This window comes from Acidimicrobiales bacterium, assembly GCA_041394245.1.
Classification (GTDB): Bacteria; Actinomycetota; Acidimicrobiia; order Acidimicrobiales; family Aldehydirespiratoraceae; genus JAJRXC01.
Genome location: JAWKIR010000004.1, coordinates 189,393 through 212,188, shown reverse-complemented (window position 1 = coordinate 212,188; position 22,796 = coordinate 189,393). Strand labels below are relative to the sequence as shown.

The 22,796-nt window shown below is 69.9% G+C and carries 19 protein-coding genes; 3 read left to right on the top strand and 16 right to left on the bottom strand.

The features are described 5' to 3' along the window. Positions 1-3: 3 nt before the first annotated feature. The 5 genes from R2707_19740 to R2707_19720 form a co-directional block, all read right to left on the bottom strand. Positions 4-795 carry a hypothetical protein gene (locus R2707_19740; protein ID MEZ5247329.1) on the bottom strand — a complete coding sequence of 264 codons (792 nt, stop codon included), beginning with the start codon at positions 793-795 and terminating at the stop codon, positions 4-6. Beyond that, the gene (locus R2707_19735; protein MEZ5247328.1) at positions 792-1,682 is read right to left on the bottom strand and encodes an ABC transporter ATP-binding protein; all 891 of its coding nucleotides are present in this window, start codon (positions 1,680-1,682) and stop codon (positions 792-794) included. Before R2707_19735 ends, R2707_19740 begins: the two co-directional genes overlap by 4 nt. 90 nt (positions 1,683-1,772) lie before the next feature. Beyond that, a complete protein-coding gene (locus R2707_19730; protein ID MEZ5247327.1) occupies positions 1,773-3,191 on the bottom strand; it encodes an amidase family protein in 1,419 nt (472 codons plus the stop codon). A 39-nt stretch (positions 3,192-3,230) separates the two neighbouring features. After that, complete coding sequence (locus R2707_19725; GenBank protein MEZ5247326.1) at positions 3,231-4,424, bottom strand: acetyl-CoA acetyltransferase; 1,194 nt, start codon at positions 4,422-4,424, stop codon at positions 3,231-3,233. 2 nt (positions 4,425-4,426) lie between these two features. Beyond that, entirely contained in the window at positions 4,427-5,851 is a 1,425-nt protein-coding gene (locus tag R2707_19720; GenBank protein ID MEZ5247325.1) for an OB-fold domain-containing protein, read from the bottom strand. Between the two features lie 137 nt (positions 5,852-5,988). Between R2707_19720 and R2707_19715 the strand changes: the two genes are divergently transcribed. Then, entirely contained in the window at positions 5,989-6,639 is a 651-nt protein-coding gene (locus tag R2707_19715) for a winged helix-turn-helix transcriptional regulator (GenBank protein MEZ5247324.1), read from the top strand. Positions 6,640-6,652: 13 nt separating this feature from the next. Here the strand turns inward: R2707_19715 and R2707_19710 are convergent, their stop codons facing one another. From R2707_19710 to R2707_19670, 9 genes are all read right to left on the bottom strand, one after another. Beyond that, positions 6,653-8,023 carry a VWA domain-containing protein gene (locus R2707_19710; protein ID MEZ5247323.1) on the bottom strand — a complete coding sequence of 457 codons (1,371 nt, stop codon included), beginning with the start codon at positions 8,021-8,023 and terminating at the stop codon, positions 6,653-6,655. A 70-nt stretch (positions 8,024-8,093) separates the two neighbouring features. Further along, entirely contained in the window at positions 8,094-8,939 is an 846-nt protein-coding gene (locus tag R2707_19705) for an NTP transferase domain-containing protein (GenBank protein ID MEZ5247322.1), read from the bottom strand. A gap of 25 nt (positions 8,940-8,964) precedes the next feature. Further along, positions 8,965-9,456 carry a VOC family protein gene (locus tag R2707_19700; GenBank protein MEZ5247321.1) on the bottom strand — a complete coding sequence of 164 codons (492 nt, stop codon included), beginning with the start codon at positions 9,454-9,456 and terminating at the stop codon, positions 8,965-8,967. A 27-nt stretch (positions 9,457-9,483) separates the two neighbouring features. Further along, positions 9,484-10,161 (bottom strand): pentapeptide repeat-containing protein, encoded by a 678-nt coding sequence (locus R2707_19695; protein ID MEZ5247320.1) that lies wholly within the window; start codon positions 10,159-10,161, stop codon positions 9,484-9,486. Between the two features lie 15 nt (positions 10,162-10,176). Further along, positions 10,177-11,133: an alcohol dehydrogenase catalytic domain-containing protein gene (locus R2707_19690; protein ID MEZ5247319.1), complete on the bottom strand. Its 957-nt coding sequence runs from the start codon at positions 11,131-11,133 to the stop codon at positions 10,177-10,179. Position 11,134: 1 nt separating this feature from the next. Further along, positions 11,135-11,743, bottom strand: a complete 609-nt coding sequence (locus R2707_19685) for a histidine phosphatase family protein (protein MEZ5247318.1) — start codon at positions 11,741-11,743, stop codon at positions 11,135-11,137. Positions 11,744-11,753: 10 nt separating this feature from the next. Continuing rightward, on the bottom strand, positions 11,754-13,658 hold the full coding sequence (menH, locus tag R2707_19680) for a 2-succinyl-6-hydroxy-2,4-cyclohexadiene-1-carboxylate synthase (GenBank protein MEZ5247317.1): 1,905 nt from the start codon (positions 13,656-13,658) through the stop codon (positions 11,754-11,756). Beyond that, positions 13,655-15,388, bottom strand: coding sequence for a 2-succinyl-5-enolpyruvyl-6-hydroxy-3-cyclohexene-1-carboxylic-acid synthase (gene menD, locus R2707_19675; protein MEZ5247316.1), 1,734 nt, complete (start codon positions 15,386-15,388; stop codon positions 13,655-13,657). The genes menH and menD overlap by 4 nt, the downstream gene beginning before the upstream one ends. After that, positions 15,388-17,454, bottom strand: coding sequence for an isochorismate synthase (locus tag R2707_19670; protein ID MEZ5247315.1), 2,067 nt, complete (start codon positions 17,452-17,454; stop codon positions 15,388-15,390). The genes menD and R2707_19670 overlap by 1 nt, the downstream gene beginning before the upstream one ends. Positions 17,455-17,573: 119 nt before the next feature. On the opposite strand from R2707_19670, the gene R2707_19665 reads away from it, so the two are divergent. Then, complete coding sequence (locus R2707_19665) at positions 17,574-18,431, top strand: DUF3097 family protein (protein ID MEZ5247314.1); 858 nt, start codon at positions 17,574-17,576, stop codon at positions 18,429-18,431. Positions 18,432-18,441: 10 nt separating this feature from the next. Here R2707_19665 and R2707_19660 read toward each other — a convergent pair whose 3' ends face one another. Further along, entirely contained in the window at positions 18,442-18,816 is a 375-nt protein-coding gene (locus tag R2707_19660; GenBank protein ID MEZ5247313.1) for a hypothetical protein, read from the bottom strand. Between the two features lie 107 nt (positions 18,817-18,923). Here R2707_19660 and R2707_19655 point away from each other — a divergent pair, with 107 nt between their 5' ends. Beyond that, positions 18,924-21,482 carry a penicillin acylase family protein gene (locus R2707_19655; GenBank protein MEZ5247312.1) on the top strand — a complete coding sequence of 853 codons (2,559 nt, stop codon included), beginning with the start codon at positions 18,924-18,926 and terminating at the stop codon, positions 21,480-21,482. A gap of 7 nt (positions 21,483-21,489) precedes the next feature. Here R2707_19655 and R2707_19650 read toward each other — a convergent pair whose 3' ends face one another. Continuing rightward, positions 21,490-22,731, bottom strand: a complete 1,242-nt coding sequence (locus R2707_19650) for an MFS transporter (protein ID MEZ5247311.1) — start codon at positions 22,729-22,731, stop codon at positions 21,490-21,492. Positions 22,732-22,796: the final 65 nt, after the last annotated feature.

Here is a 22,796-nt window from a genome sequence, read left to right as displayed (position 1 = left end):
CTCCTAGCCGAGATCGCGTCGACCGAACCAAAACAACCCGCCGAGCGTGCCGATCACGATGACCCCGACGAGCAGCAGCGAGTTCCACGGATCGAACCCGTGGACGAGGGGTTCGTGCTCGGCATACGGGTACCACAGCGAGATGCCACGCCCCCACGCGAGGCGTTCCGACAGCGGCAGGAGTCCGTAGGTGAGGAAGCTGCCCACGGCAACCGTGCCGGCGACGCCGATCGTCGCCCCGCGCGCGCCCGTCGCCCCGCCGACCAGGAAGGCGATGGCCCCCACGGCCAGACCGAGGAGCCAGAGGGAGAATGCAGCAGCCGTGAGACGCGAGACGGCGATGTCGAGGCCGGCGATCGACGACCCCACGATCGTCGCGAGCCAGTAGACGGTGGTGATCATGGTCACGGCACCGCCAACCGCGACGGCCGCTCCGACACCGATCGCTCGCCGGGTCGCCGACGAGGTGGCGAGCATGGTCATCCGCCCCGATGCCTCCGCACCGGGCAGGCTCGACGACACCATCGAGATGGCGACGAGGATCACCAGGATCGGCCCCATCGTCCCGTAGGCCTCGGCTTGGAGGAATCCCTCGGGCGACGCGAACTCGCTGCTCCCGATGAGCTGGACGAAGGCGTCGGGAAGACCCTCGGTCATGCTCCCCAGGCTGTCGCGAATGCTCGGGTACATGGCCATCTGGAGCGACAACGTCAGCGCGGCCCCGACCGACACCCCGCCGACCAGCAGGCGACGCTCCGTCAGGAACCGGCGAGCGATGACGAACGATGCCCTCACGACTCGTCCACGGCCTTGTAGTACTGCAAGAAGACGTCCTCGAGATCGGCCTCGGCACTGCGCACCGACAGCACCTCGCCGGTGGCCAGCGCCGTGCGCAGGAACTCGTCGGCCGAACCCCGAACCCGAGCCGAGATGCGAGCGTCCGACGCGACGACACCGTCGACGCCCGGCAGCGCGGCGAAGACTCCCGGATCGATCGGGACGGCGAAATCGAGCTCGATCGTGCGAGCGGTGCGGGCCTTGACGTCGGCCAGTTGCTCGACGGCGATCAGGTGACCGTCGCGGATGATCCCGATGCGGTCGGCGGTCCGGTCGACCTCCGCGATGCTGTGTGACGACAGGAACACGGTCGCCCCGGCATCGACCCGGTCCCGGAGCAGGTCGTGCAGCGTGTGTTGCACCAGGGGATCGAGTCCCCGGCTCGGCTCGTCGAGAATGATGAGTTCCGGATCGTGGGCGAGCGCCTGGATCAACGCGACCTTCTGGCGGTTGCCCGTCGACATCTCGCCGAGCCGACGCTCCAGCGTCGCCCCCAGACGGTCGGCCAGCCGCCGCCGGGCGGCTCCGGTGTCGATACCGCGCAGATCGTCGCGAAAGGCGAGGTAGCGCTCAGCCGTGAGGTCGCGCGGCATCGAGACCTCGGACGGCACCAGCCCGATCCGACGATGGATGGCCGCCGCGTCCGCGCGGCTGTCGAGTCCGAAGAGTCGAACAGCACCGCTCGTCGGCCGGATGAGGTCGAGCAGCAACCGGATGGTGGTCGACTTGCCGGCGCCGTTCGGACCGAGGAAACCGAAGACCTCTCCCGGCTCGACGCGCAGATCGAGCGATTCGACCGCCGTGAGCGAGCCGAACCGCTTCGTGAGCCCGACGGCCTCGATCACGGGAACCGGTTGCGGCGAGATGATGATGGAACTCCTCTGCCGACGTCTTCCACCAGTTCTTAGCCGGGCGGCAGCGGATCGCGCCGGGTACTAGGTCCCGTCGAGCGGCGGTCGCCGGTCGGGCCAGCCGATCACGGCCTCCATCTGACCCGCCAGCGAGAAGATGAGGTCCTCCCGGTTGGGCGGCACGATCAGCATCACCGAGAGCGGCAGCCCGCCGTCGGTGAAGCCCACCGGTATCGCCGCAGCGGGCTGGCCGGTGTAGTTCCAGATCGCCGTGTAGGGGTAGACGCGGCTCATGCCGATGAGCGTCCGGACCGCTCCCTTGCCCCGCCACCGGCCGACCGGTACCGGCAAGGTCGACGTCACCGGCGTCATCAGGGCATCGACGTGGTCGAAGACCTCGTTGATACGCGCCGCGTGCGCGTCCTGATCTCGCAACGCGCTGCGCACCGCCCGGTCGGGAATCATCCCTCCGAGCCGTCCGAAGGCCCGCGTCCGCGCCTCGAGACGCTCCGGGTGCGGCACCGTGTCGAGGTGCTCGCGCACGCCCGAGAGATAGAGCGCGATCATCGGGTTGCCGGCGTTGCCGTAGTCGGGGTCTCGTTCCTCGACGCCGTGACCCAGACCTTCGAGAACCGCGGTGGCCCGGTCGAGGGCCGACAGGGCCTCCGCCTCCATGAGCGGCGGCACCAGGGCCCGCACTGTCGCCCGGGAACGACCGATGCGAAGCCGGGGAGGGGGTGTCCGGGCAGCCTCGACGTAGGACCCGTCAGGAGGCGGCGGTCGGTGGGCGTCTCCGTCAGCCGGTCCCCGGGCGACATCGAGCCAGAGCGCGGCATCGGCCACCCGGCGGGTCAGGCACCCGGTCTTCGACATGCCGTGCCAGTGCTCCGCCTCGGGCATGAGCGACACGCGCCCGCGCTGCGGCTTCAGCCCGAAGAGACCGTTGAGCGCGGCCGGTATGCGGATCGAACCGGCGCCGTCGCTGGCCGACGCTGCGCCGACGAGTCCGGCCGCGACGGCCGCACCCGATCCACCGCTGGACCCGCCCGGCGTGCGCGACAGATCCCATGGGTTGCGCGTGTCGCCCGACGTGATGCTCTCCGTGAAGCCGCAGACGGCGAGTTCGGGCAGCGCGGTCTTGCCGAGCGCGATCGCACCCGCGTCGAGCATCCGTTGGACGTGTACCGCGTTCGCCGTCGCCGGCTCGTCGTAGGCGCTGGTGCCGTGACGGGCGACCCTTCCCTCCATGTCGAGCTCGTCCTTGAAGGCGACGGGCACGCCGAGGAGAGGCGCCTGGTCGCCTCGGCCGATCCGTTCGTCGGCATCGGCCGCAGCGGCGCGGGCCTCTTCGGCGAACACTTCACGGAAGGCGTTGAGTTCCGGGTCGATCCGCTGGATGCGGGAGAGGTAGAGCTCGACGAGCTCGCGCGAGGTGATCTCGCCCGTGCGGATGAGTTCCGCCTGCGCGGCGATCCCTGCGAAGGCGAGGTCATCGGCATCCATGGGCCGACGCTACCCGCCGCGCGAGGATCGGGCGGAGTGTCAGCCCAGCTCGGGGCCGTAGATGCCGACGAAGCTCACCATCTCGCCGGGGTAGCCGCCGAGGTTGTGGGTGAGTCCGAGGTTGCGATCGGTCACCGGGATGCGTCGCTCCTCGGGGGCCTCGCCCCGCAGCTGGAGCCAGACCTCGTAGAGCATCCGGAGCCCGGACGCGCCGACCGGATGACCGAACGACTTGAGCCCGCCATCGGTGTTGACGGGGAGCCGTCCGTCGAGCCGGAAGGCGCCGTCGAGCACGTCCTGCCACGCACCGCCCGGATCGGAGAACCCGAGGTCCTCCATGAGCACCAACTCGGTCGGGGTGAAGCAGTCGTGGACCTCGGCCATGGCGATCTCGGCCTTGGGGTCGGTCACGCCGGCCTGGGCGTAGGCATCGTCGGCCGCCCACTTCGACTCGGTGAGCGTCGTGTAGTCGTAGTCGGGATCGAGCGAACCGGCCCCGGTGCCGGCGACGAACGACAGCGCCTTGATGTAGAGCGGGTTCGGGCAGTACTTGTGGGCGTCCTCGGCCCGGCACATGATCACCGCTGCGGCGCCGTCGGCCACTCCCGCGCAATCGAAGACCGACAGCCGACCGGCCACCGCGGCCATCTGGCAGATCTGCTCCGCGCTGGTCTCCCGCCGGAACTGGGCCAGCGGGTTGCGGGCACCGTTGTAGTGGTTCTTCTCGGCGATCTTGGCGACGACGTAGCGAAGCTCGTCCTCGTCGACGCCGTACTTCTCCGAGTAGGCGGGGAGGATCAGGCTGAACATCGCCGCGGCGGTGAGGGTCCGCTGGGTCCCGTCGGTCGGAATCGGGAACGCGTTGAGTCCCTGGTAGCCGCCGTCCTTGACCTTCTCGGCGCCGAGCGCCATCACGACGTCGTAGGCACCCGAGGCCACGGCGTAGGCCGCGTTGCGCATCGCCTCGGAACCCGTCGCGCAATAGTTCTCGACCCGGGTGACCGGCTTGCCCTGGATCTTGAGCGGCCCGGCCAGCGCGAGCCCCGACGCCGCCGATTGCGAGGTGCCGAACCAGAAGGCGTCGACGTCCTCCTGGGCGATGCCCGCAGACGCATACGTCGCCTGCGCCGCGTCGATGATCAGGTCGTCGAGCGACTTGTCCCAGTGCTCGAGGAACGGGGTGCATCCCATTCCGATGATCGCAACCTGGTCCTTGATGCCGTGTGAACCCATGATCAGCCCTCGCCTCCCTGTCCGTCCCTGACGGGTCGGACCTTCCAGAAGTAGTTGTGGATCTCGTCGCTCGTGGAGAGGCGCCGGAAGGTGGGCTCGACCCGGCCACCGACTTCGACCTCGTCGGGGTCGACGTCGGTCAACTCGAGCGGAGCACGCCCGCCGCCGTCGAAGTCGACGACCGCGAACACGACGGGCGGGCTGGGCGAGTACACGAGCTTGTCGACGGTGAACGCGGCGATGGTTCCCTGGGTGTCGGCCATCGCGACCGGCTCCATGTCGTCGACGGCGCCGCCCTTCTGCGAGACGCGGGCGGGAGGGAGGTGGATCATGCCGCTGCTGCGATCACGGGTACCGACGAAACCGAACTTCCAGTCCTCGCGCCGGTGGGCGGCGCTGGCCGAGACCCGGTTCGGGGCCGGCCGGTTCGGTGGCTCGACCGCCACCATTCCGCGCCACGAGAGGAACTTGCCGTAGCTGATCGGCGCGCCGGCCGCGGCCTGGGCCGCCACGGGAGCCGAGGGCCGGTAGTCGGCGATCGCCGGCGTGGTCCGTACGATCACGACCTCGACACCGTCGGCCAACATCACGACGGCGATCAGTTCGCCGGGCCCGGCGGCCTCGAGCGCCGAGGTGAGGAGCATGGCGGGGTGGGCGGTGCCGGTGTTGCCGACCGTCGACGACAGATCGCCGACCATCTTCTCGGCCGCCGCCCCGAACGCCTTGCTCCCGCGCTGGATCGCCCGCATGTGCATGCCGGCCACCGCGAGGTGGTCGATGTCGTCGGCCGCGATGCCGGCGTTCGTGAGTGCCGCCTCGAACGCGGCCTTCATCAGCGGGGCGTAGGTGACCTCGCCGAAGCGTTCCTCCCAGACCCGGGAACGTTCACCACCCGGCACGCGCCAACGTTCGAGGAACTCGTCGGTCGCGATGCCGGCACCGACGTACTCGGCGATGACCGGACCGGCGGAGTCGTCGCCGATGATCAGCGCTGCTGCGCCGTCACCGCCGCTGGCCTCGTCGGCCGAGGTCGCCATGCCATCGCGGATGTCGGCGCTGATCACGAGAGTGGTTCCGCCACCCTGCAGCGCCGTCCGCAGCGCACCGATGCCCGACCGCAGCGCACCGCCCATGTCGAGCGCGCCGACCGATGGTTCGAGCCGCAGCGCGGCGTGGATCGCGGTGGCGTTGGTCTTCTCGAGATACGCCGGTGTGGAGGTGGAGAACCAGATCGAATCGATCGCCACGTCGCCCGCCGTGCACAGGGCGATGCGGGCGGCCTCGGCACCCATCGTGGTGGTGTCCTCGTCGTGGCCGGCGACCGCCCGGGTTCCCTTGCCTCCACCCTTTCCGAAGAGCGCAGTGATCTCTGCGCGGTCGAGACGACGATGAGGGATGTAGGCCCCGCTGGCGATGATGCCGCGCATGAAACTCCTGAGACTCGGACGAACCGTGAGCACGATACCGGGGTGTCGCTCGGGCGCCGAAAGCGGACGATCCCGACCGGAACGCAAGAAGTGGAAGGGATGCGCCAGATCACCCGCCGAACGCGTACTGTGGCCCAATGGCGGGGAACGCGACACCGGCAGTGGGGTTCAATCAGTTCTGTCCGGTGGCGGTGGCGCTCGATGCGATCGGTGATCGCTGGTCACTGCTGCTCCTGCGCGACATGTTGTGGGCCGGCCCGCAGAGCCGTCAGGGCCTCATCGAACGCAACCCTGGGCTCACCGACACCGAGCTCTCGGACGCGACCGACCGGCTGACCGCGTACGGAATCGTCCATCAACTCGAAGAGCCCAAGGCTCGCTACGCGCTGACCGAACGGGGCGAGGGCATCGCGCCCGTCATCAGCGCGCTGTTCGACTTCGGGTTGCCGATGCTCGTCGACGTCACCATCAACGACTGGATGCTCGCGTACGCCCTGGCCGACTGCTCTCGACGCAAGCGACTCGATCTCCTCGAGATCGCCCAGCGGTCGATCGTCCGCATGACCATCGACGACGCGAATCTCTCTGTGGAGATCTCCCCCGGCCTGCTCCGGGTGGTCGAGGGCCACACACCCGACGCGACCGTGGCCATGTCGGGGAGCGCACTGGCGGCGTTGATCGGCGGTTCGGCGAGTGCCGACGAGCTACGCGCCGACGGTCGCATCCGCGCCGAGGGAGATCCCGACGCCCTCGAGACGTTGCTGACGCTGCTGCCGACGATCTACTGATCTCGCAGCGTGTCTACTGCTCGTAGGTCGTGGTCGTGATCGGTGCCGTGGTGGTCGGTACCGGCGCCGCATCGTCGCCGGTGAGGGCCGACAGTTCGTCCTGCACCAGGCGCACGACGAGGGCGTCGAGCGGGAGTTCGTCGTAGTCGTCGGCGGTGATGTCGGTGCGATCACCGGTAGCGGTCGACGAGCCGTCGACGCCATAGGACAGGAACACGAAGCGTCCACCGGTGACGAAGGCCAATTCCCGCATCACGTACTCGGCCTGATCGTCGGTGCCGCTGGCCGCGACCGGGAAGATCTTCACGCCGGCCTCGGCCGCGGCAATCGCCGACGCCGACGAGGGTTGCTGGACGGCGCGGTCGATCTGCGGGGGCGCATCGGCGATGAGGAACACCAGCTCGACGGCACCGTCCCGACGCCAGGCCGGCTTGTCGAGCGCGTCGGCCAGGGCCTCGTCGAGCGCCTCGGGGTAGTCACCGCCGCCGTCGGCCTGCACGTCGGCGAGCGCGTCGAGGAACGACTGGAGATCGTCGGTGAGGTCGAACGTGCGGGTGACGAACAGGTCACCCTCGTCGCGATAGACGGTCATGCCGAAGCGCACGTCGGGCGCACTCGGAAGGGCGGCGATCTGGGTGGCGACCGAGGTCATGTTGTCGCGGAGGCGGGAGATCTCGTCGCCCATCGAGCCCGTGGCGTCGAGGACGAAGTGGATGTCGAGCGGCACCGAGCCGTCGACACCGCCGGGGGCGTCGACGGTGACATCGACCGACGGAGCACCCCGCTCGAACTCGACGTCGACCGAAGTGTCGCCCACCCGAACGACGGCGACCAGCGCATCCGACCCCTCGGCCATCGCGCCCGGGGCGAATCGAACGGATCCGTCTGCGGTGGTCCGCAGCGTCACGATCGGTGCCTCGACGGCCCGGTCGACGGTCGGATCCCAGAGCTCGATCACCGCGTCGAGCACCGGCAGACCGTTGTTGCCGACGACGGTGAACACCGTCGAATCACGAAGGTCGAGTTCACGCACGTCGATACCCGAGTCGATGATGCGAGCGCGGTAGTCGAGATACGCGTCGACGTCGTCGCCGTCGTCGATGGAACCGGCCCGCAGCGGCGAGTCGTCGATCGGCGGCTCGATCGGGCCGATGTCGGTGAACTCGCCGTCGGCCGTCGCGAGATCCGCCTCGCTCGCCATGTCGAGGTCGCCGCCGGCGCGGTCACTGCCGCCGAGCCACTCGAGACCGTCGCCCTCGAGCCAGCCGCGGTCGCCGCCGAGTGTCGTCGTGGCGCCTTCGGGGCCGGTGGCCTCGGTGTCGTCACCGCAGGCAGCCGCGAGGAGGATCACCACGAGAACGAGAGAGAGCGTGCGGAGCTTCATGTGGACTCTGACGACCCTCGGGCGCCTCCGGTTCCCGGAGAAGGTATGGGTGTCTGACCCCAGTACTTTCTCAGGTGCGGAGGGCGGCGATCTGGGCTCGGGCGATCTCGAGGTCGTCGGGGTTGGTGACGCCGACCCAGGCCTCGTCGGTGGGGACGACACCGACCGTCATCTCACCCCGTGCCATCAGCTCGTGGACCACGCTGGGCAGGAGGTACTCGGACTTCTCCTCGTGCCCGTGATCGGCGAGGAACGCGGCGAAACCCGACTCGAGCTCGCCGAACAGGCGATGGGGAAATGCCCAGAAGTTCATCGACGACACCGTGTCGTCGGCCAGCGCTCCGGGCGGGTCGGTGGCGGTAATGGTGCCGTCGCCTCGCCGGCCGATGCCGTGGGTCTCCACGAGCGACGTGAGCCGATCGCCGTCGACCTCGCAGACCCCGCGGCTGACCTCGCCGGTCGCCGGCAGCGTGTGGTCCATCCGGAAGCCGGCGAGCAGGGCCCGGTCGTCGGGCAGTTCGGCGGCCAGAGGAGCGACGGCGGCATAGGTCGACCGGCCGTAGTAGTCGTCGGCGTTGCAGACGACGAAGGGCCCGGGCACCACCGGTGCCGCCGTGAGCACGGCGTGGCCCGTACCCCACGGCTTCTTGCGGGCGGGCCCGTGCTCGTCCTGACGCACGAAGGCGACATCGCGATCGGCGTGGCGACGTTCGATGTGACGCCGGACGTCGTCCTCGATGTCGGTGCGCACGATCAGGACCACGCGCTCGATACCGGCCGCGGCCGCGTCGATGATCGAGAAGTCGAGGAACGCCTCGCCGTCGGGGCCGACCTCGGCAAGCTGCTTGGTGCCGCCGAACCGGGAGCCGAGGCCGGCCGCCATGACGACGAGAGTGAGCGCAGAGGGATCGGACACGGCGCCAAGGGTAGGACCGACCCGCCTACATCACGCGGTTGCCGTACATCTCCCCGAGCGGGTCGTTGATCAGCTCGACGCGGGCGCCGTCGGGGTCTCGGAAATACATGGAACTGTCGACGATGTGGAGGTCGACGCCCGCCGCCTCGAGGGCTGCCTTCTGCTGCGCCCACGACTCGGGGGACACGGAGATGGCGAGGTGATGCAGACCACCGAGGACCTCGGCGTAGTCACCCAGGCCGAGCTTCGGGAAGTCGAAGAAGGCGAGCGCGTTGCCGTTGCCGATGTCGAAGAAGAAGTGGGTCGAGCCCTCGTAGTCGCGGTTCTCGAAGAGTTCCGTCAACGGGAAGCCCAGGATGCCCTGGTAGAAGGCGATCGTCTGCTCGACATCGGTGCACAGCAGCGCCACGTGGTGCACCCCCCGAGCGGTCGATGCAGGGCGGTCGTCGGGATCTCGCAGATGAGCCTCGCGCAGGCGGGCCCACTCGGCGGATCGGTCGTCGGCGATGTCCGTCATGGTGGTGTCAACCTACCCGCAACGACGCTATTCCTCCCCGGGACGAACGACGGACACACCCGCCGCCTCGGCGAACAGGTGGACGAGCGCCGGGAGCTGTTCGGGGGCGAGCAGGCACCCGTCGAACCGACGGCACGAACGGATGTCGAGCTCGACGGCATCCCGCAGATCGACCGCCTGGAAGCGGGCCTTGTCGAGGTCGACGGCCCGCAGCACACTGCCCGGCATCGACACATGGGCGAGACTCGCCTCGTAGGCGTCGACGTCGTCGATCGTCGCGTCGCGGAACTCGACCCGCTCGAGTTCGGCCATGCGCAGCACGCTGAGCTTCAGCAGGGTGCGCTCGAACACGACATCGCGGAGAAGACCGGCACTGACGTCGACACCGGAGAGCTTGCATCCCTCGAACCGCGTGTTGGTCAGCTTCGTGAACCGCAACGCGCTCAGGTCGCAGTCGACGAAGGTCGACGCGGTGACATCGAACTCGACCTCGGGATCGGCCCGGAAGCTCACGCCCCGGAACACCGAACCCCGTACCTCGACCTGTGCACACGAACCGAGATCGACGCCGCCCGTGAGCACCGATCCGACGATCGATCCCCAACGGTCGTCGAGGTCGACGCCGTCGGCGTCGACCGGTTCGGTCAACGGGCCGACGGCCTTCGGCGGATCGGCGTACGGCTCCGTGACATCGATCCAGGGCATCGGGCAGCGTGGTGGTCAGGCGTGGGGTTCGAAGACGACCTTGAGCGCGCCGGCGGCGCGATCACGAGCAGTGGCGAACGCATCGGCCGCACCGTCGAGCGGGAACCGATGGGTGATCATCGTGTCGCCCAGCTCGGGGAGTTCGGCCAGGAGCGCAGCGGCGCCGTCGATCTCGCGCCCGCTCGGCGTGCGGCCGTACATCATCGCCGGGATCAGCTCGGCCTCCTGCATGAGGAGACCGATGTCGATCTCCACCGGATCCCAGAACGATCCGACCATGCAGATCCGACCGGCACGGACGACGCGGCGAACCGATTCCTTGATCGAGGCGGTGTTGCCCACGGCATCGAACACGACATCGAATCCTGCCGCGAAGCCTGTCGAGTCGTCGATGATCGACGCGCCGATCCGCTCGGCGGCGACCCGCTGGTGCTCGTGACGGGCCGCGATCGACACCGCGAATCCGGCCCGACCCAGTGCCGCGGCCAGTGCGAGTCCGATCGGGCCGGCGCCGACGACCGCGACCCTGTCGCCCGAAGAGAGCCGGGCCCGATTGAGCCCGTGCACGGCGACGGCGAGGTTCTCGACCAGCGACGCATCGCCGACGTCGATTCCCGCGGCCAGGGGCACGAGCGCGTCGGTCGGGATGCTCAGGTACTCGGCCATCCCCCCGTCGGCCATGATGCCCATCACCTCGGCCCCGGCGGCGCAGGCGTGGCGGTCACCGGCGATGCAGGGAAGGCAGTGGCCACAGGAGCGGAACGGCTCGATCGCCACCGCCCGACCGTCGTCGAGGTAGCCGGAGATCTCGTGCCCGAGCACCCGTCCCTCGGCCCACCCGGCATCGAGGAGATGCAGATCGGAACCGCAGATGCCGACCGCCGCCACCTTCACCCGCACGTCGCCGTCGTGAAGGACGAACTCGCCGTCCTCGATGGTCGGCACCCCGTCGATGACCCGGATCGACTTCATGTCACCACTCGATCAGATCGCGGACATGGTGGGTCTCATTGATCGACCGCACCGACCGGATGCCGTTCGACGCCGCCCGGACGCGACTGATGCCGCAATAGTCGGGCGTGAGCGAGAGCGGATCCTCGAAGCGCAGGATCGTCCGCAGGAAGATCGATGTCACCATGCCGTGGCAGTAGACGGCGACCTTCTTCGACTTGTTGGTGTCGATGATGTGCTGGAAGCCCCGACTCACCCGCTCGGTGAAATGCTCGATGCCGTCGCTGAAGACGTGGTCGTGGATGTCGCCCTCGAAGAAGTGGGCGGCATCGGGGTCGTCGGGCGACATCTCCTCGGCGGGGATGTACACGCTGTTCTTGTGGTCCGATTCCTTGATGTCGTCGAGCTGCTCGATCTCGTAGCCGAGGCTCGTCGCGAGGGGCAGCGCCGTCTCGTAGGCCCGCCGCATGGTCGACGAGACGATGTGATCGATCCCCTCGCCGTCGAGGAACTCGGCGACCCTCGCCGCCTGGAGGAGTCCGGTTTCGGAGAGTCCCGGATCGGCGGTGCCTGCGCCGGCAGCGAGCACCTGACGTTCGGGACGGCCGTGTCGAATGATGTAGAGATCCACGCCGCCGAGGCTACGACGGCGATCCGGACCCCGGCGAAACGGGGCCGATTCCGAGCCCGGGCTCCGTCGGCATCTCGATGCGCCCGGCGACGACCGGGAGGCCCGCGGCGATGTCGACCGCCAGCATCGAGGCCGTCGCCAATCCGTGCGCCGAGCCCAGGCCGCACGCGGCCGCGACATGGGCGGCATGGGCGAGGCCCACGGCACTGTCGATCATCGATGTGACGATGATCTCCAGCCCGGCCCGTCGCGCGGCGAGGATCACGTCGATCGCCACATCGGGTCCGCCGAGTGCCTGGGGCTTGACCACGAGCGCGGCGATGGCATCGGCATGCGCCGCAACCGTCTCCAGGTCGACGCTCGAACGGACCGACTCGTCGACCGCGACCGGCACGGCGACGGCCCGCCCGACCGCGGCGATCGCCTCGATGCCGACCACCGGTTCCTCACACAGCACGATGCCGAGATCAGCGGCCCGCGTGAGCATCGACACCGCGGTGTCGTGGTCCCACGCGCCGTTGGCATCGAGCCGCAGCGCGAGGTCGGGTCCGGCGGCGCGAGCCGCGGCCACGCGTTCGAGATCCGCGTCCGGTTCGAGTGCACCCACCTTCAACTTCACGGTCGTCGTGCCGGCGTCGCGATGACGGCGCACCTCGGTGGCGACACTTGCGGGGTCCGACGCGGAGACGAGTGCGTTGACGACGACGACGTCGAGCGCCCCGGCAGGGTCGAGCGATGGGTGCCAGCGGGCCAGGTGGCGGTGGAGGGGAAGACCGGCCCGCCTCGCGTCGAGGTCGAGCGCCGCGCCGGCGACCGCCGCTCGCGCCGATGGCCACTGCGCCAGAGACGCTCGCCACGGCGCCGTTGCATCCCACCCGGAGTGGCCCGGCTCGACCGGTGCGCCGGCGCCCAGAGCCATCCGAACGGCGTCGAGGTCTTCGATCGACCAGCCCGGGAGCGGTGATGCCTCACCCCATCCGGTGTGGCCGTTGGCGCGGAGGCTCACCAGCACGCTGTCGCGACGCCGGGCGGTGCCGCGTCCCGTCGTGTGCGAACCCCGCAGCGGGATCGACAAGGGGAGCGATCGCACGGTGGCACGGGCGAGGGTGCGGCGGATCGCCGCGACGACGTCGTCGGGCCGTTCGAGATGGGCGGCGTGACCGGCACCGTCGATGACCGACACCATTGCGTCCGGCAACGACCCGGCCATCTCCTCGGCGATGGTGCGGAACTTCGCATCGTCGCCGCCGACGACCAGACCGATGGGCATCGCACACCGCCCCAGGTGTTCGTGGAGGGGTTGCATCGTGCCGGTGCCCGCGCCGCGCAGGCTGCGGACGAGGCCCTCCGGATCGTTGCCCATCCGCTGCGCCCGAGCCTCGGCCAGGAACTCGTCACCGAGTCGTGCCTGGGTTGCGAAGAGCGGGTTCGCCATCCATCGGTCGACGAACGACGCGAGACCGTCGGCGAGGATCGAATCGGCGAGCTCGGCGTCGGCCCGGCGACGGGCGGCCCGTTCGGCTTCCGTGGCAAGGCCGGCGGACGCCCCGATGAGCGACAGCGACGCGACCAGCTCCGGATGCCGGCACGCGATGGTGAGCGCGACGCGACCGCCCATCGAGTAGCCGACGATGTCGTGCGGGGCGGGATGCCCCAGCGCCTCGAGCACCGCGACGACCTGTGCCGCCATGTCGTCGACTCCGTGCCGATCGGCGGGACCGGTCGATCCGCCGTGGCCGACGAGGTCGGGAACGATCACCGTGTGGGTCCCGACCAAACGATCGGTCAACACGCCCATGGTGGACGCATCGCCGGTGAACCCGTGGAGCAGGACGACGGGGGGCCCGGCACCGGAGACCTCGACGCACATCACCACGCCGCCGTCGAGATCGAACCGATGGCGGGACACGGTCACGGCACGAGGGCCGCGCGCACCGCCGCGGTGATCTCGCGCCGCTGTGCGACGTCGGCATCGCGGTCGACCGGCACCAGCACCACGTCGATGCCCGGAGCGGTGCCGGCGACCGACTCCCCGAGCCGATCGCGCAGCTGGTCGGCGCTCGCGACCGGGCTCACCGTCACGCCGCCGATGCCCGAGAATCCCGTGAGGTCGAGGCCGTGCGGTGTGCGGAACAGCGTCTCGAAGTCGACGTCGGCTCCCCGCGCCGCCACCGGCAGCATCGAGAAGATTCCGCCGCCGTCGTTGTCGACGCAGACGACGGCGAGTCGCAGACCGGCCCGCGCCGCGCCGAAGAGCGCACCGAGGTCGTGGAGGAGCGCGATGTCGCCCGTGTAGAGCACGACCGGCCCGTCGTGGCGGCTGGCCAGACCCAGTGCCGTCGACGTGATCCCGTCGATCCCGCTGGCGCCCCGGTTGCCGACGAACTCGACGACCGGTCCGCCGAGGGGAACGAACGAGTCGAGATCGCGCACCGGCATCGAGTTCGACGTCATCACGAGCGCGCCGTCGGGCACCGTGTCGGCCAGTACGCGGGTGACCGCCGCGCTCAGGAGGCCGCCGCTCGCGATCAGACCGGCGACGACATCGGCCGCGGTCCGCTCGAGGTCGCGCCAGCGCCCGGCCCATGCCGGGTCGGCGTCGGCGTCGGCGTCGGCGGCATCGATCGCGAACCGGGCGAGGGTCGCCCCGGGGTCGTCGGTGATGTGGTGCGCGATGGTGAACGAGGCGTCGTTCCAGCGGCGGGCCGGGTCGAGCAACACGAGCTCGGGTCGATGGCGTTCGAGCCACAGTCGCACGGGCTTGGTGGTCGGACTGCCGCCGACGCGGACCACGACGTCGGGACGCAACTCCGTGGCGATCTCGTCGACCTTCAACAGGTGGTCGGCATGCGCGACGCGTACAGCACCGGTGGGCACCTCGGTGGCGCGCCGGACTCCCGAGATCGGTTCACCGATCACCGGCCAGCCGGCCGCCGCCCCGAGTGCGAGAGCGCCGTCGACGATCGCTCGACGGCGACCCGGGTCGGCATCCGCGTCGGGCCCGACCACGATCACCCCACGCCGACCAGGGGTGATCGCCGGACACGACGCACCGACCGGTTCGGACGGGCGAAGCGGCCGCGCCGTCGCGGCGACGACCGGCACCTTCGCGACCGGCTCGAGCGGTTCCCGCAGCGGCCAATTGAGATGGACGGGCCCGGGGGCGGCCCCCCTCGCGGCATCGACGGCGCGGTGCGCGGCGATGCGGGCCCGCGCCGGGGTCCAGTCGCCGGCCACCGGCAGATCGACCGCCCACCGCGTGTTGGTGGTGAAGATCCCGACCTGATCGATCGTCTGACCGGCGCCCCAGTCGCGCAACTCCGGAGGTCGATCGGCCGTACAGACGATCAGCGGCACTCCCGAATGGTTGGCCTCGACGACGGCCGGGAGGTAGTTGGCCGCAGCCGTCCCCGACGTGCAGACCAGCACCGACGGCCGCCCGGTCGCCTTCGCCTGGCCGAGTGCGAAGAAGCCCGCGGAACGTTCGTCGATCTGGATCCAGGTGTGCAGACCCGGCTGGGCATGGAGGGTGATCGACAGCGGTGTGGAGCGAGAGCCCGGGCTGATGACCACGTCGGTCACACCCTGCTCCACGAGACCGGCCGCGAACGCGGCGACGACGTCGTAGACGGGGTCGGTTCCCATCACCGATCCATCACGTCGAGCAGCGCCCGAAGCTTGACCCCGGTCTCGGCGAGCTCGTCGTGCGGCACCGAGTCGGCCACGATGCCGGCGCCGCTGAAGAGGATCGCCGTGCCGTGCTCGTCGACCAGAGCCGAACGGAGGGCCACGCGGAGTTCACCGTTGCCGTCGAGATCGCACCATCCGACGGGGGCCGCGTACCAGCCGCGGTCGAACGCCTCACGGGCCTCGAGCCAACCGACAGCAGCGGCGGTCGGGGTGCCCGCCACCGCGGGTGTCGGGTGCAACACCCCCGCGACCCGCAGCACGTCCATGTCGCTCACGCCCCCCGCCCGCCGTTCGATACGAGCCGTGATCGGCGTGCGCAGGTGCTGGAGTCGGGCGAGGCGCAGCACCTCGGGCTCCGGCGGGGTCTCGCCGACCAGGCCGAGAGCGGCGAGACGCTGGGTGATGTCGTCGACCACGAACTGGTGCTCCGCCCGGATCTTCGCCGAGGCGAGCATCTCCGCCGCCAGTCCCTTGTCGGTGGTGTCGTCCCAGCCCACGCCGGTGGTGCCGGCCAGGGCGGCGGTCCGCACCTGCCGTCCGTCGAGCGCCACGAGCTGCTCGGGGCTGGCGCCGAGGAACTGGCGCTCGCCGACGGCGAACGAGAAGACGGCGCAGGTCGGATACCGGGCCCTGAGGCGGGCGATCACCGCCGTCGCGTCGACGTCGGGCTCCTCATGGGTGCGAGCGAGCACCACCTTGCCCATCTCGCCGGCGGCGATGGCCTTGACGGCCTCGGCGACGAGCGCCTCGTAGGCCGCAGCGCCGGGACCGTCGGTGTTGACCTCACCGTCGCGGAAGTCGAGATCGACGGGGACCGCGGCGGGGAGTTCCGCAACGACGGCATCGACCCTGCGGTCGAGCGCATCGATCGCCGCGGAGTCCTCGACGCCTCCCTCGACCCGAGTCGCCGCGAGGATCCACGAGCCGTCGGGACGATCGACGAAGGTGAGCTCCGGCAGGGCCCAACTCGCCTCGGGGAAGCCGGACCAGTCGGGACCCCGTTCGGTATCGACCCCGGTCGCACCCCAGCCCGACGACGAGAACGAGAACCCACCCATGAGCACGGGCGCCGGCGCGTCGGCCGGACCGGTTCGGTGCACACGGGCGGCGAGCGCCGCCCGTGCCGCAGACGCCGCGGAGAACCGGCCGTCGCCGACCGGGTTGATCATCTCGACCGCACCGAGTCCGACGAACGCGAGGCCCCGGTCGGGCCTGATCCACAGGGACCGGTGGTGCTCGGTCGACGACGCGAAGACGGCGACGGCATCGACCCGGACGTCGAGGCGCCTCGCCAACACGACGAGCCCGCCCCCCAGCGCAGCGACATCGGCGGGATCGCCACCCATGCGGGCAAGCGCCCTCGCCCGCAATGTGCGTTCGAAATGACGACCGACCAGATCCGAGGCGACCGGCACGAGTCGGTGCATCATCCCGATGAGGTCGTCGCGGCTGCCGCCGCGCCGGTCGCTGTGGCGCTTGAACAACTCGATGGCGTCGTCGATCACGTCCTCGACGTGGGTGGCATGCCTCATCGCGAGGGCGGTGAGCTCTTCGAGGGTCACGCCCTCACTCACGAGCGTGCGAGCCGCGACGAGCATGTCGACCGCGTCGGCCGGGAAGCGGGGTTCGTCGCTGCCGGCCGCGGCGACGGGCACGAGCAGCCCTGCGCTGACGACGATGTCGACGATGAACTCGGGAACCTCGGCCCGCCGTGCCAGCTCGGCCTTGTCGAGATCGGGATCGCCCGCATGCTTCGCGGCGAGGTCGGCGAGCAGCCCGGACGCATCGTCGCTCGAAAGGTCCTTGATCTGGGCGAGGGTGAACCCCCGGTCGGCCAACGCCCGGATCTCCTCCAGGCGACGCCGATGCGACGCGTCGTACCAGGCGACCCGCCCCTGCTTGTGGGGAGCGGCCAGGAGCTTGCGGCGCTGGTAGTAGCGGATGGTGTCGACCGCGATCCCGACGCGCTCGGCGATCTCCTCGACTCGGTACCGCTCGGGATGCTCGGGATGCTCGACCACGCTCACAACCTACTCTGTCGGCCAAACACTGTGAGTGTTTACTCCGTGAGTCAAGGCTCCCAGGATTCGCAGGCTGCCCTCCACCCGTGAGCGGGACGCTCGACATAGCGTCGGTCGCGATGTCACCGCCAGACGATCGCACCCGACCCCGTCTCGAGACGATCGATCTCGACGACCCGACCGGCAGCCGGGCCGCCCGCGCCCGCCAACGACCGGTCATGGAGGCGACCCGGGGGCTCGTGCTCGAGGACCGGGGCAGCGGCATCGTCGGCGCCCTGGTCGAGTTCAGCCCGCCGAAGCTCGTCCTGCGCGACCGCCACGGCAAGGACCACACGTTTCGCTACGCCGACGGCTCGGTCCGCGCCGCGATCGACGGCAAGGGGGTGCCGGTCACGCTGCGCGCCCCGGCACCGAAGGCCACCGGTCCGACCCTGACCGCCTCGGGCTCGATCGACCTCGGCGACGTGCCCGCTCGCGTCGCTCGGGCCAGCCGCATCTGGGTGGAGGGCATCCACGACGCCGAACTCGTCGAGAAGGTCTGGGGTGCCGATCTTCGTGTCGAGGGGGTCGTCGTCGAACAACTCGAAGGCGCCGACGATCTCGCCGACCGGGTCCGCGGCTTCCGCCCCGGCGACAACCGCCGCCTCGGCATCCTGCTCGACCATCTCGTCGAAGGGTCGAAGGAGAGTCGCATCGCGTCGGAGATCGGCGATCGCAACGTCGTGATCACCGGTCACCCGTTCGTCGATGTGTGGCAGGCCGTGAAGCCGGCCGTGCTGGGCATCGACCGATGGCCGGAGATCCCGCGAGGACAGCCCTGGAAGGAGGGTGTGATCGCCGCGCTCGGCCTCACGGCTTCGCCCGGCGAGTTCTGGAAGCACCTGCTCGGAAAGGTCAACTCCTGGAAGGACCTCGAACCCCAGATGCTCGGCGCCGTCGAGGAATTGATCGACTTCGTCGCACCGCCGGAAGGCTGACGGCGACCGATCAGAACCCCAGTCGACGGCGGAAGGCGCGAGCGCCCTCCACGGCGATGCCGTCGGGAAGCCGCTCGATCAACCCCCGGTCCGAGGTCACCACCACGACCGGACCGTCGTCGGGGTCGAGCGAACGGGCCAACGCAACGATGTCGTCGTCGGCCGCATCCCGGCCCGAATGCCCGGCATAGCGCAACTCGACCCGCCCCCGGGTCCCCGCCGCGAGGTCGTGCACCGGTCGTCCGTCGGCTATCACCACCACCCACTCGTCGAGCCAGTCGTGCTCGGCGATCGCATCGACCAGCCGGCGCAGGGCGGCGGCCTTGTCGCGCCACCATCCGTCCGGCACGCATCCCCTGACGTTCATCGCATCGACGATGATCACGGTCGCCCTCGCTGTTCGTCGGCCGCGCCAATGTACGCGTTGCCGTGGTCGCGGCGGGTTCTGCCGCAGCGTGTCTAGGATTCGCCCCGGACTCGGGAGGGGACCCAATGCCGACTCGTTCATCACGCACCCGCCGCTTCGCGGCGATCGCCATCGCGCTGGCACTCGTCGCGGCTGCATGCAGCGACGACGACCCGACGACCGACCCGCCGCCCGAAGGCGGCGACTCGACGAGCACGACGGCGGCGCCGGACGACTCGACCACCGACGTCGACGCCGACATCCCGGTCGTGACCGAGGACCGCGCCCACTACATCCTCCCGCCGGGAAACTACGGCGGTCTTCCGACCACCGATGATTCACTCGATCAGCTCGCGCTCTACGACGGCCTCACACCGCTGCGCGGCAATGTGACCGACGACGACATCGAGAACTTCTACCTCCCACAGGACTTCGCCCCGATCGGGGCGACCACCGTCGAGGAGACCGGCCGACCGGGCGTCGAGATCCTCTACGACGAGTTCGGCATCGCCCACATCACCGGCGAGACTCGCGACGACGTCTCCTTCGGCGCCGGCTGGGTGACCATCCGCGATCGCAGCATCCTGCTCGACTTCGGCCGCGGTCCCGCCCGCGCCGCGGTCGCCGACATCCCGGGCGTCGATGCGTTCTCCCTCGTCACCAGCGCAACGCCCTTCGTCCCGAGTGAAGCGACCGAGCAGCTCGTGACCGATCAGATCCAGGTGCTGCTCGACACCTACGGGACCGAAGGCGAGGAGATCCTCGCCGACCTCGAGGCGTTCGTCGCCGGAGCCAACGCCTACATCGAGGCCAACGACCTCCCGACCACGCCCTACACGGTGAACGACATCATCGCGACGACCGCGTTCATCGGGTCGATCTTCGGCGCCGGCGGCGGCTCCGAGGCCCGCAACGCCGAGTTCCTCTCACAACTCCAGAACCGCCTCGGCGACGAACAGGGCCGAGCCGCGTGGGAAGACCTGATGCAAACGGATGACCCCGAGGCCTACACCACCATCGAGGAACGCTTCGACTACGGCACCTTCACCGGCGGAGAGGTGACCGGGTCCGTCGCGATCGACGAAGGGTCGGTCATCTCGCTCGATGCCCGTGACCCCGCCCCGGGCTCGAACCCCGGGGTCCAGAACATCTCGTTCGACGACGCCGCGTTCGTCGACGCGGTCGACTCGCCACCGTTCATCACCGCATCGAACTGGCTGACCGTCGAGCCCGGCGAGTCGCTCACCGGCAACAGCCTCGCCGTGATGGGCCCGCAGCTCGGCTACTACTACCCCGAGATCGTGATGCAGATGCACCTCAAGGGTCCCGACTTCGAGGCCCAGGGCGCGGCCGTCACCGGCCTGGGCATGTATCTCCTCATCGGCCGCACCGAGGACTACGCGTGGAGCCTCACGTCGGCCAATCAGGACGTGCGCGACGTGTTCGCCGAGGTGCTGTGCGAGCCCGACGGGTCGACCCCGACCCGCGACTCCGGCCACTACCTCTTCGAGGGCGAGTGCATCCCCTTCGAGATCTTCGAGGCCGGCACGCTCGCCGGCGCCCCGATCGTCTACCCGGTCAGCGTGCACGGCCCGGTCATCGGCACGGCGCTCTCCGACGGCGAACCTGTCGCGCTCAGCCGGGCCCGGTCGACCTTCGGCCGTGACGTGCTCAATCTGGGGGCGCTCAAGAGCATGACGGAGGGCGACGCCGACACCCCGGAGGCGTTCTTCGAAGTGGCCGACAGGTTCGGCTTCACCTTCAACTGGGGCTACGCCAACCGCGACGGCATCGCCTACTTCGCCTCGGGACTCCTGCCGGAGCGGGCCGAAGGACTCGACCGCCGTCTCCCGACCCTCGGAACCGGCGACTACGAGTGGCAGGGCTTCATCGGCCAGGACGAACACCCGCACGCAGACACCCATCCCGACGGGCGTCTGCTCAACTGGAACAACCAGTCCGCCCCGGGCTTCATGCACGGCGATGGCAACCTCTACGGCTCGCACCATCGGGTGGAGAACTTCGATCAGTGGCCCGACGAGGCCGAGCTGTCCGACGTCGTCTCGATCATGAACCGCGCCGCCACCGAGGACACCTCGGCACTGGTCTGGGCCGTGGTCCTCGACGCGCTGGCCGGCGGCGATGCACCCTCCGACATGGCCGCCGAGGCCGTCGCCCTGCTCCAGGCGTGGGTCGCCGACGACGCTCCGCTGCTCGACGCCGACGACGACGGCGACTACGACGACCCGGCCGCCCTCCTCGCCGCAGAGCTGTGGGACCCGATCCGGACCGCTGCGCTCGCCCCCGTCTTCCAGCCGCTGTTCGACGACGAGATCGGGCTGCAGGGCATCGACGAGGAAAGCATCATCGACAAGGACCTGCGCACCCTGCTCGGTCAGCCGGTGGAAGGGCCGTTCCAGCTCTCGTACTGCGGAGCCGGCGATCTCGCGACGTGCCAGAGCGACCTCTGGGCGGCCGTCGACACCCGGGTTGCGGCGCTCGCCGCGGAACTCGGCGACGACATGTCGACCTGGTTGCGCGAGGGGCGGCGGTCGACGTTCGTCCCCAACCTGATCCCCGACGACTTCCGTTCCACGAACCGTCCGACCTACCAGCAGGTGATCGAGTTCGTGCACGGCGGCTGAGCGACGGTCACTCGGCCGGCTCGACCTCGGCCGAGTGATCCGACAGCCGCCAGCCGCGTAGGGCCGGATAGGCCCGCGCGACCACGCCGACGCCCAGTACGCAGGCCAGCCCCCCGCTCCAGGCCGACACACGCACGCTCGTCGCCGCGGCGACCGCACCCGACTCGACGTCGCCCAATCGCGGTCCGCCCGTGACGTTGGCGATGTGCAGCGCACTCAGCCGACCGCGGAGCTCGTCGGGCACGGTCAACATGATGATGGTGTTGCGCATCACCGCCGAGATGACATCGGCCCAGCCGGCGACTGCCAGCAACACGAGGGCGAGCCAGAGCCAGGGCGAGAAGCCGAAGAGCGCGATCGAACCGCCCCACAGGATCACCGAGACCAACACCCCCTTGCCCTGGCGGTCGATCCGGTTGATCCATCCCGACGTCGCCGCACCGATGAACGCACCGACGGCGGGCGCCGCGTAGAGCAGCCCGACCGCACCCGGCGCGTTGAACACGCGGGTCGCGAGCTCCGGGAAGAGGGTGCGCGGCATCCCGAACACCATGGCGTTGAGATCGATGACGAACGCGCCCTCGACCGCGGGTTGTGATCGGAGGTAGCGCCACCCGGCGACCGCCGATCGCCACCCCGGTGGGGTACCTCCACCGAGGGGGACCATCGGCAGCATCAACAGGAGCGCGACGAGACCGGCGCTGAAGGTGACGACGTCGACCCAGTAGGCGGCGGCGATGCTCTGCGTGATCACGAGACCGGCGAGCGCCGGACCGACGACCAGCGCGATCTGGTAGCTCAACTGGTTGAGCGCGAGGGCGGAGGGGAGCTGGGCGGGGGTCACGAGGGTGGGAACGACAGCGGTGCGGGTCGGACTGTCGATCCCCGAGAGCGCCGCGATCACCGATGTCAGCACGAAGACGACCCACAGCTGCGGCTCGGCCAGCGTGGCGTTGAGCGCCAGCCCCACCGAGGCGAGTGCCAACAGCAGCTGGGTCACGATCAGGATCCGCCGACGGTCGAACGCGTCGGCGAGCGTCCCGCCGAGGAACGAGGCGACCAGGAGCGGCGGAAGCTGCGCCAGCGCGAGGAGGCCGACCATCAGCGTCGAGTCGGTGATGTCGAAGACCTGGAACGGCGCGGCGACCACGGTGAATTGCGACCCGGCCACCGAGATCGTGCGGCCGATGAACAACAGCCGGAACTGGCGGGACTCGCGCAGCGGCGCCGTGTCGGTCAGCAACTTCACCGCGAGAACCTAGGCGGCTCGTCGGTGAATAGGCGCCTTCTGCGAAGCGTCACACCCTCTGCGTA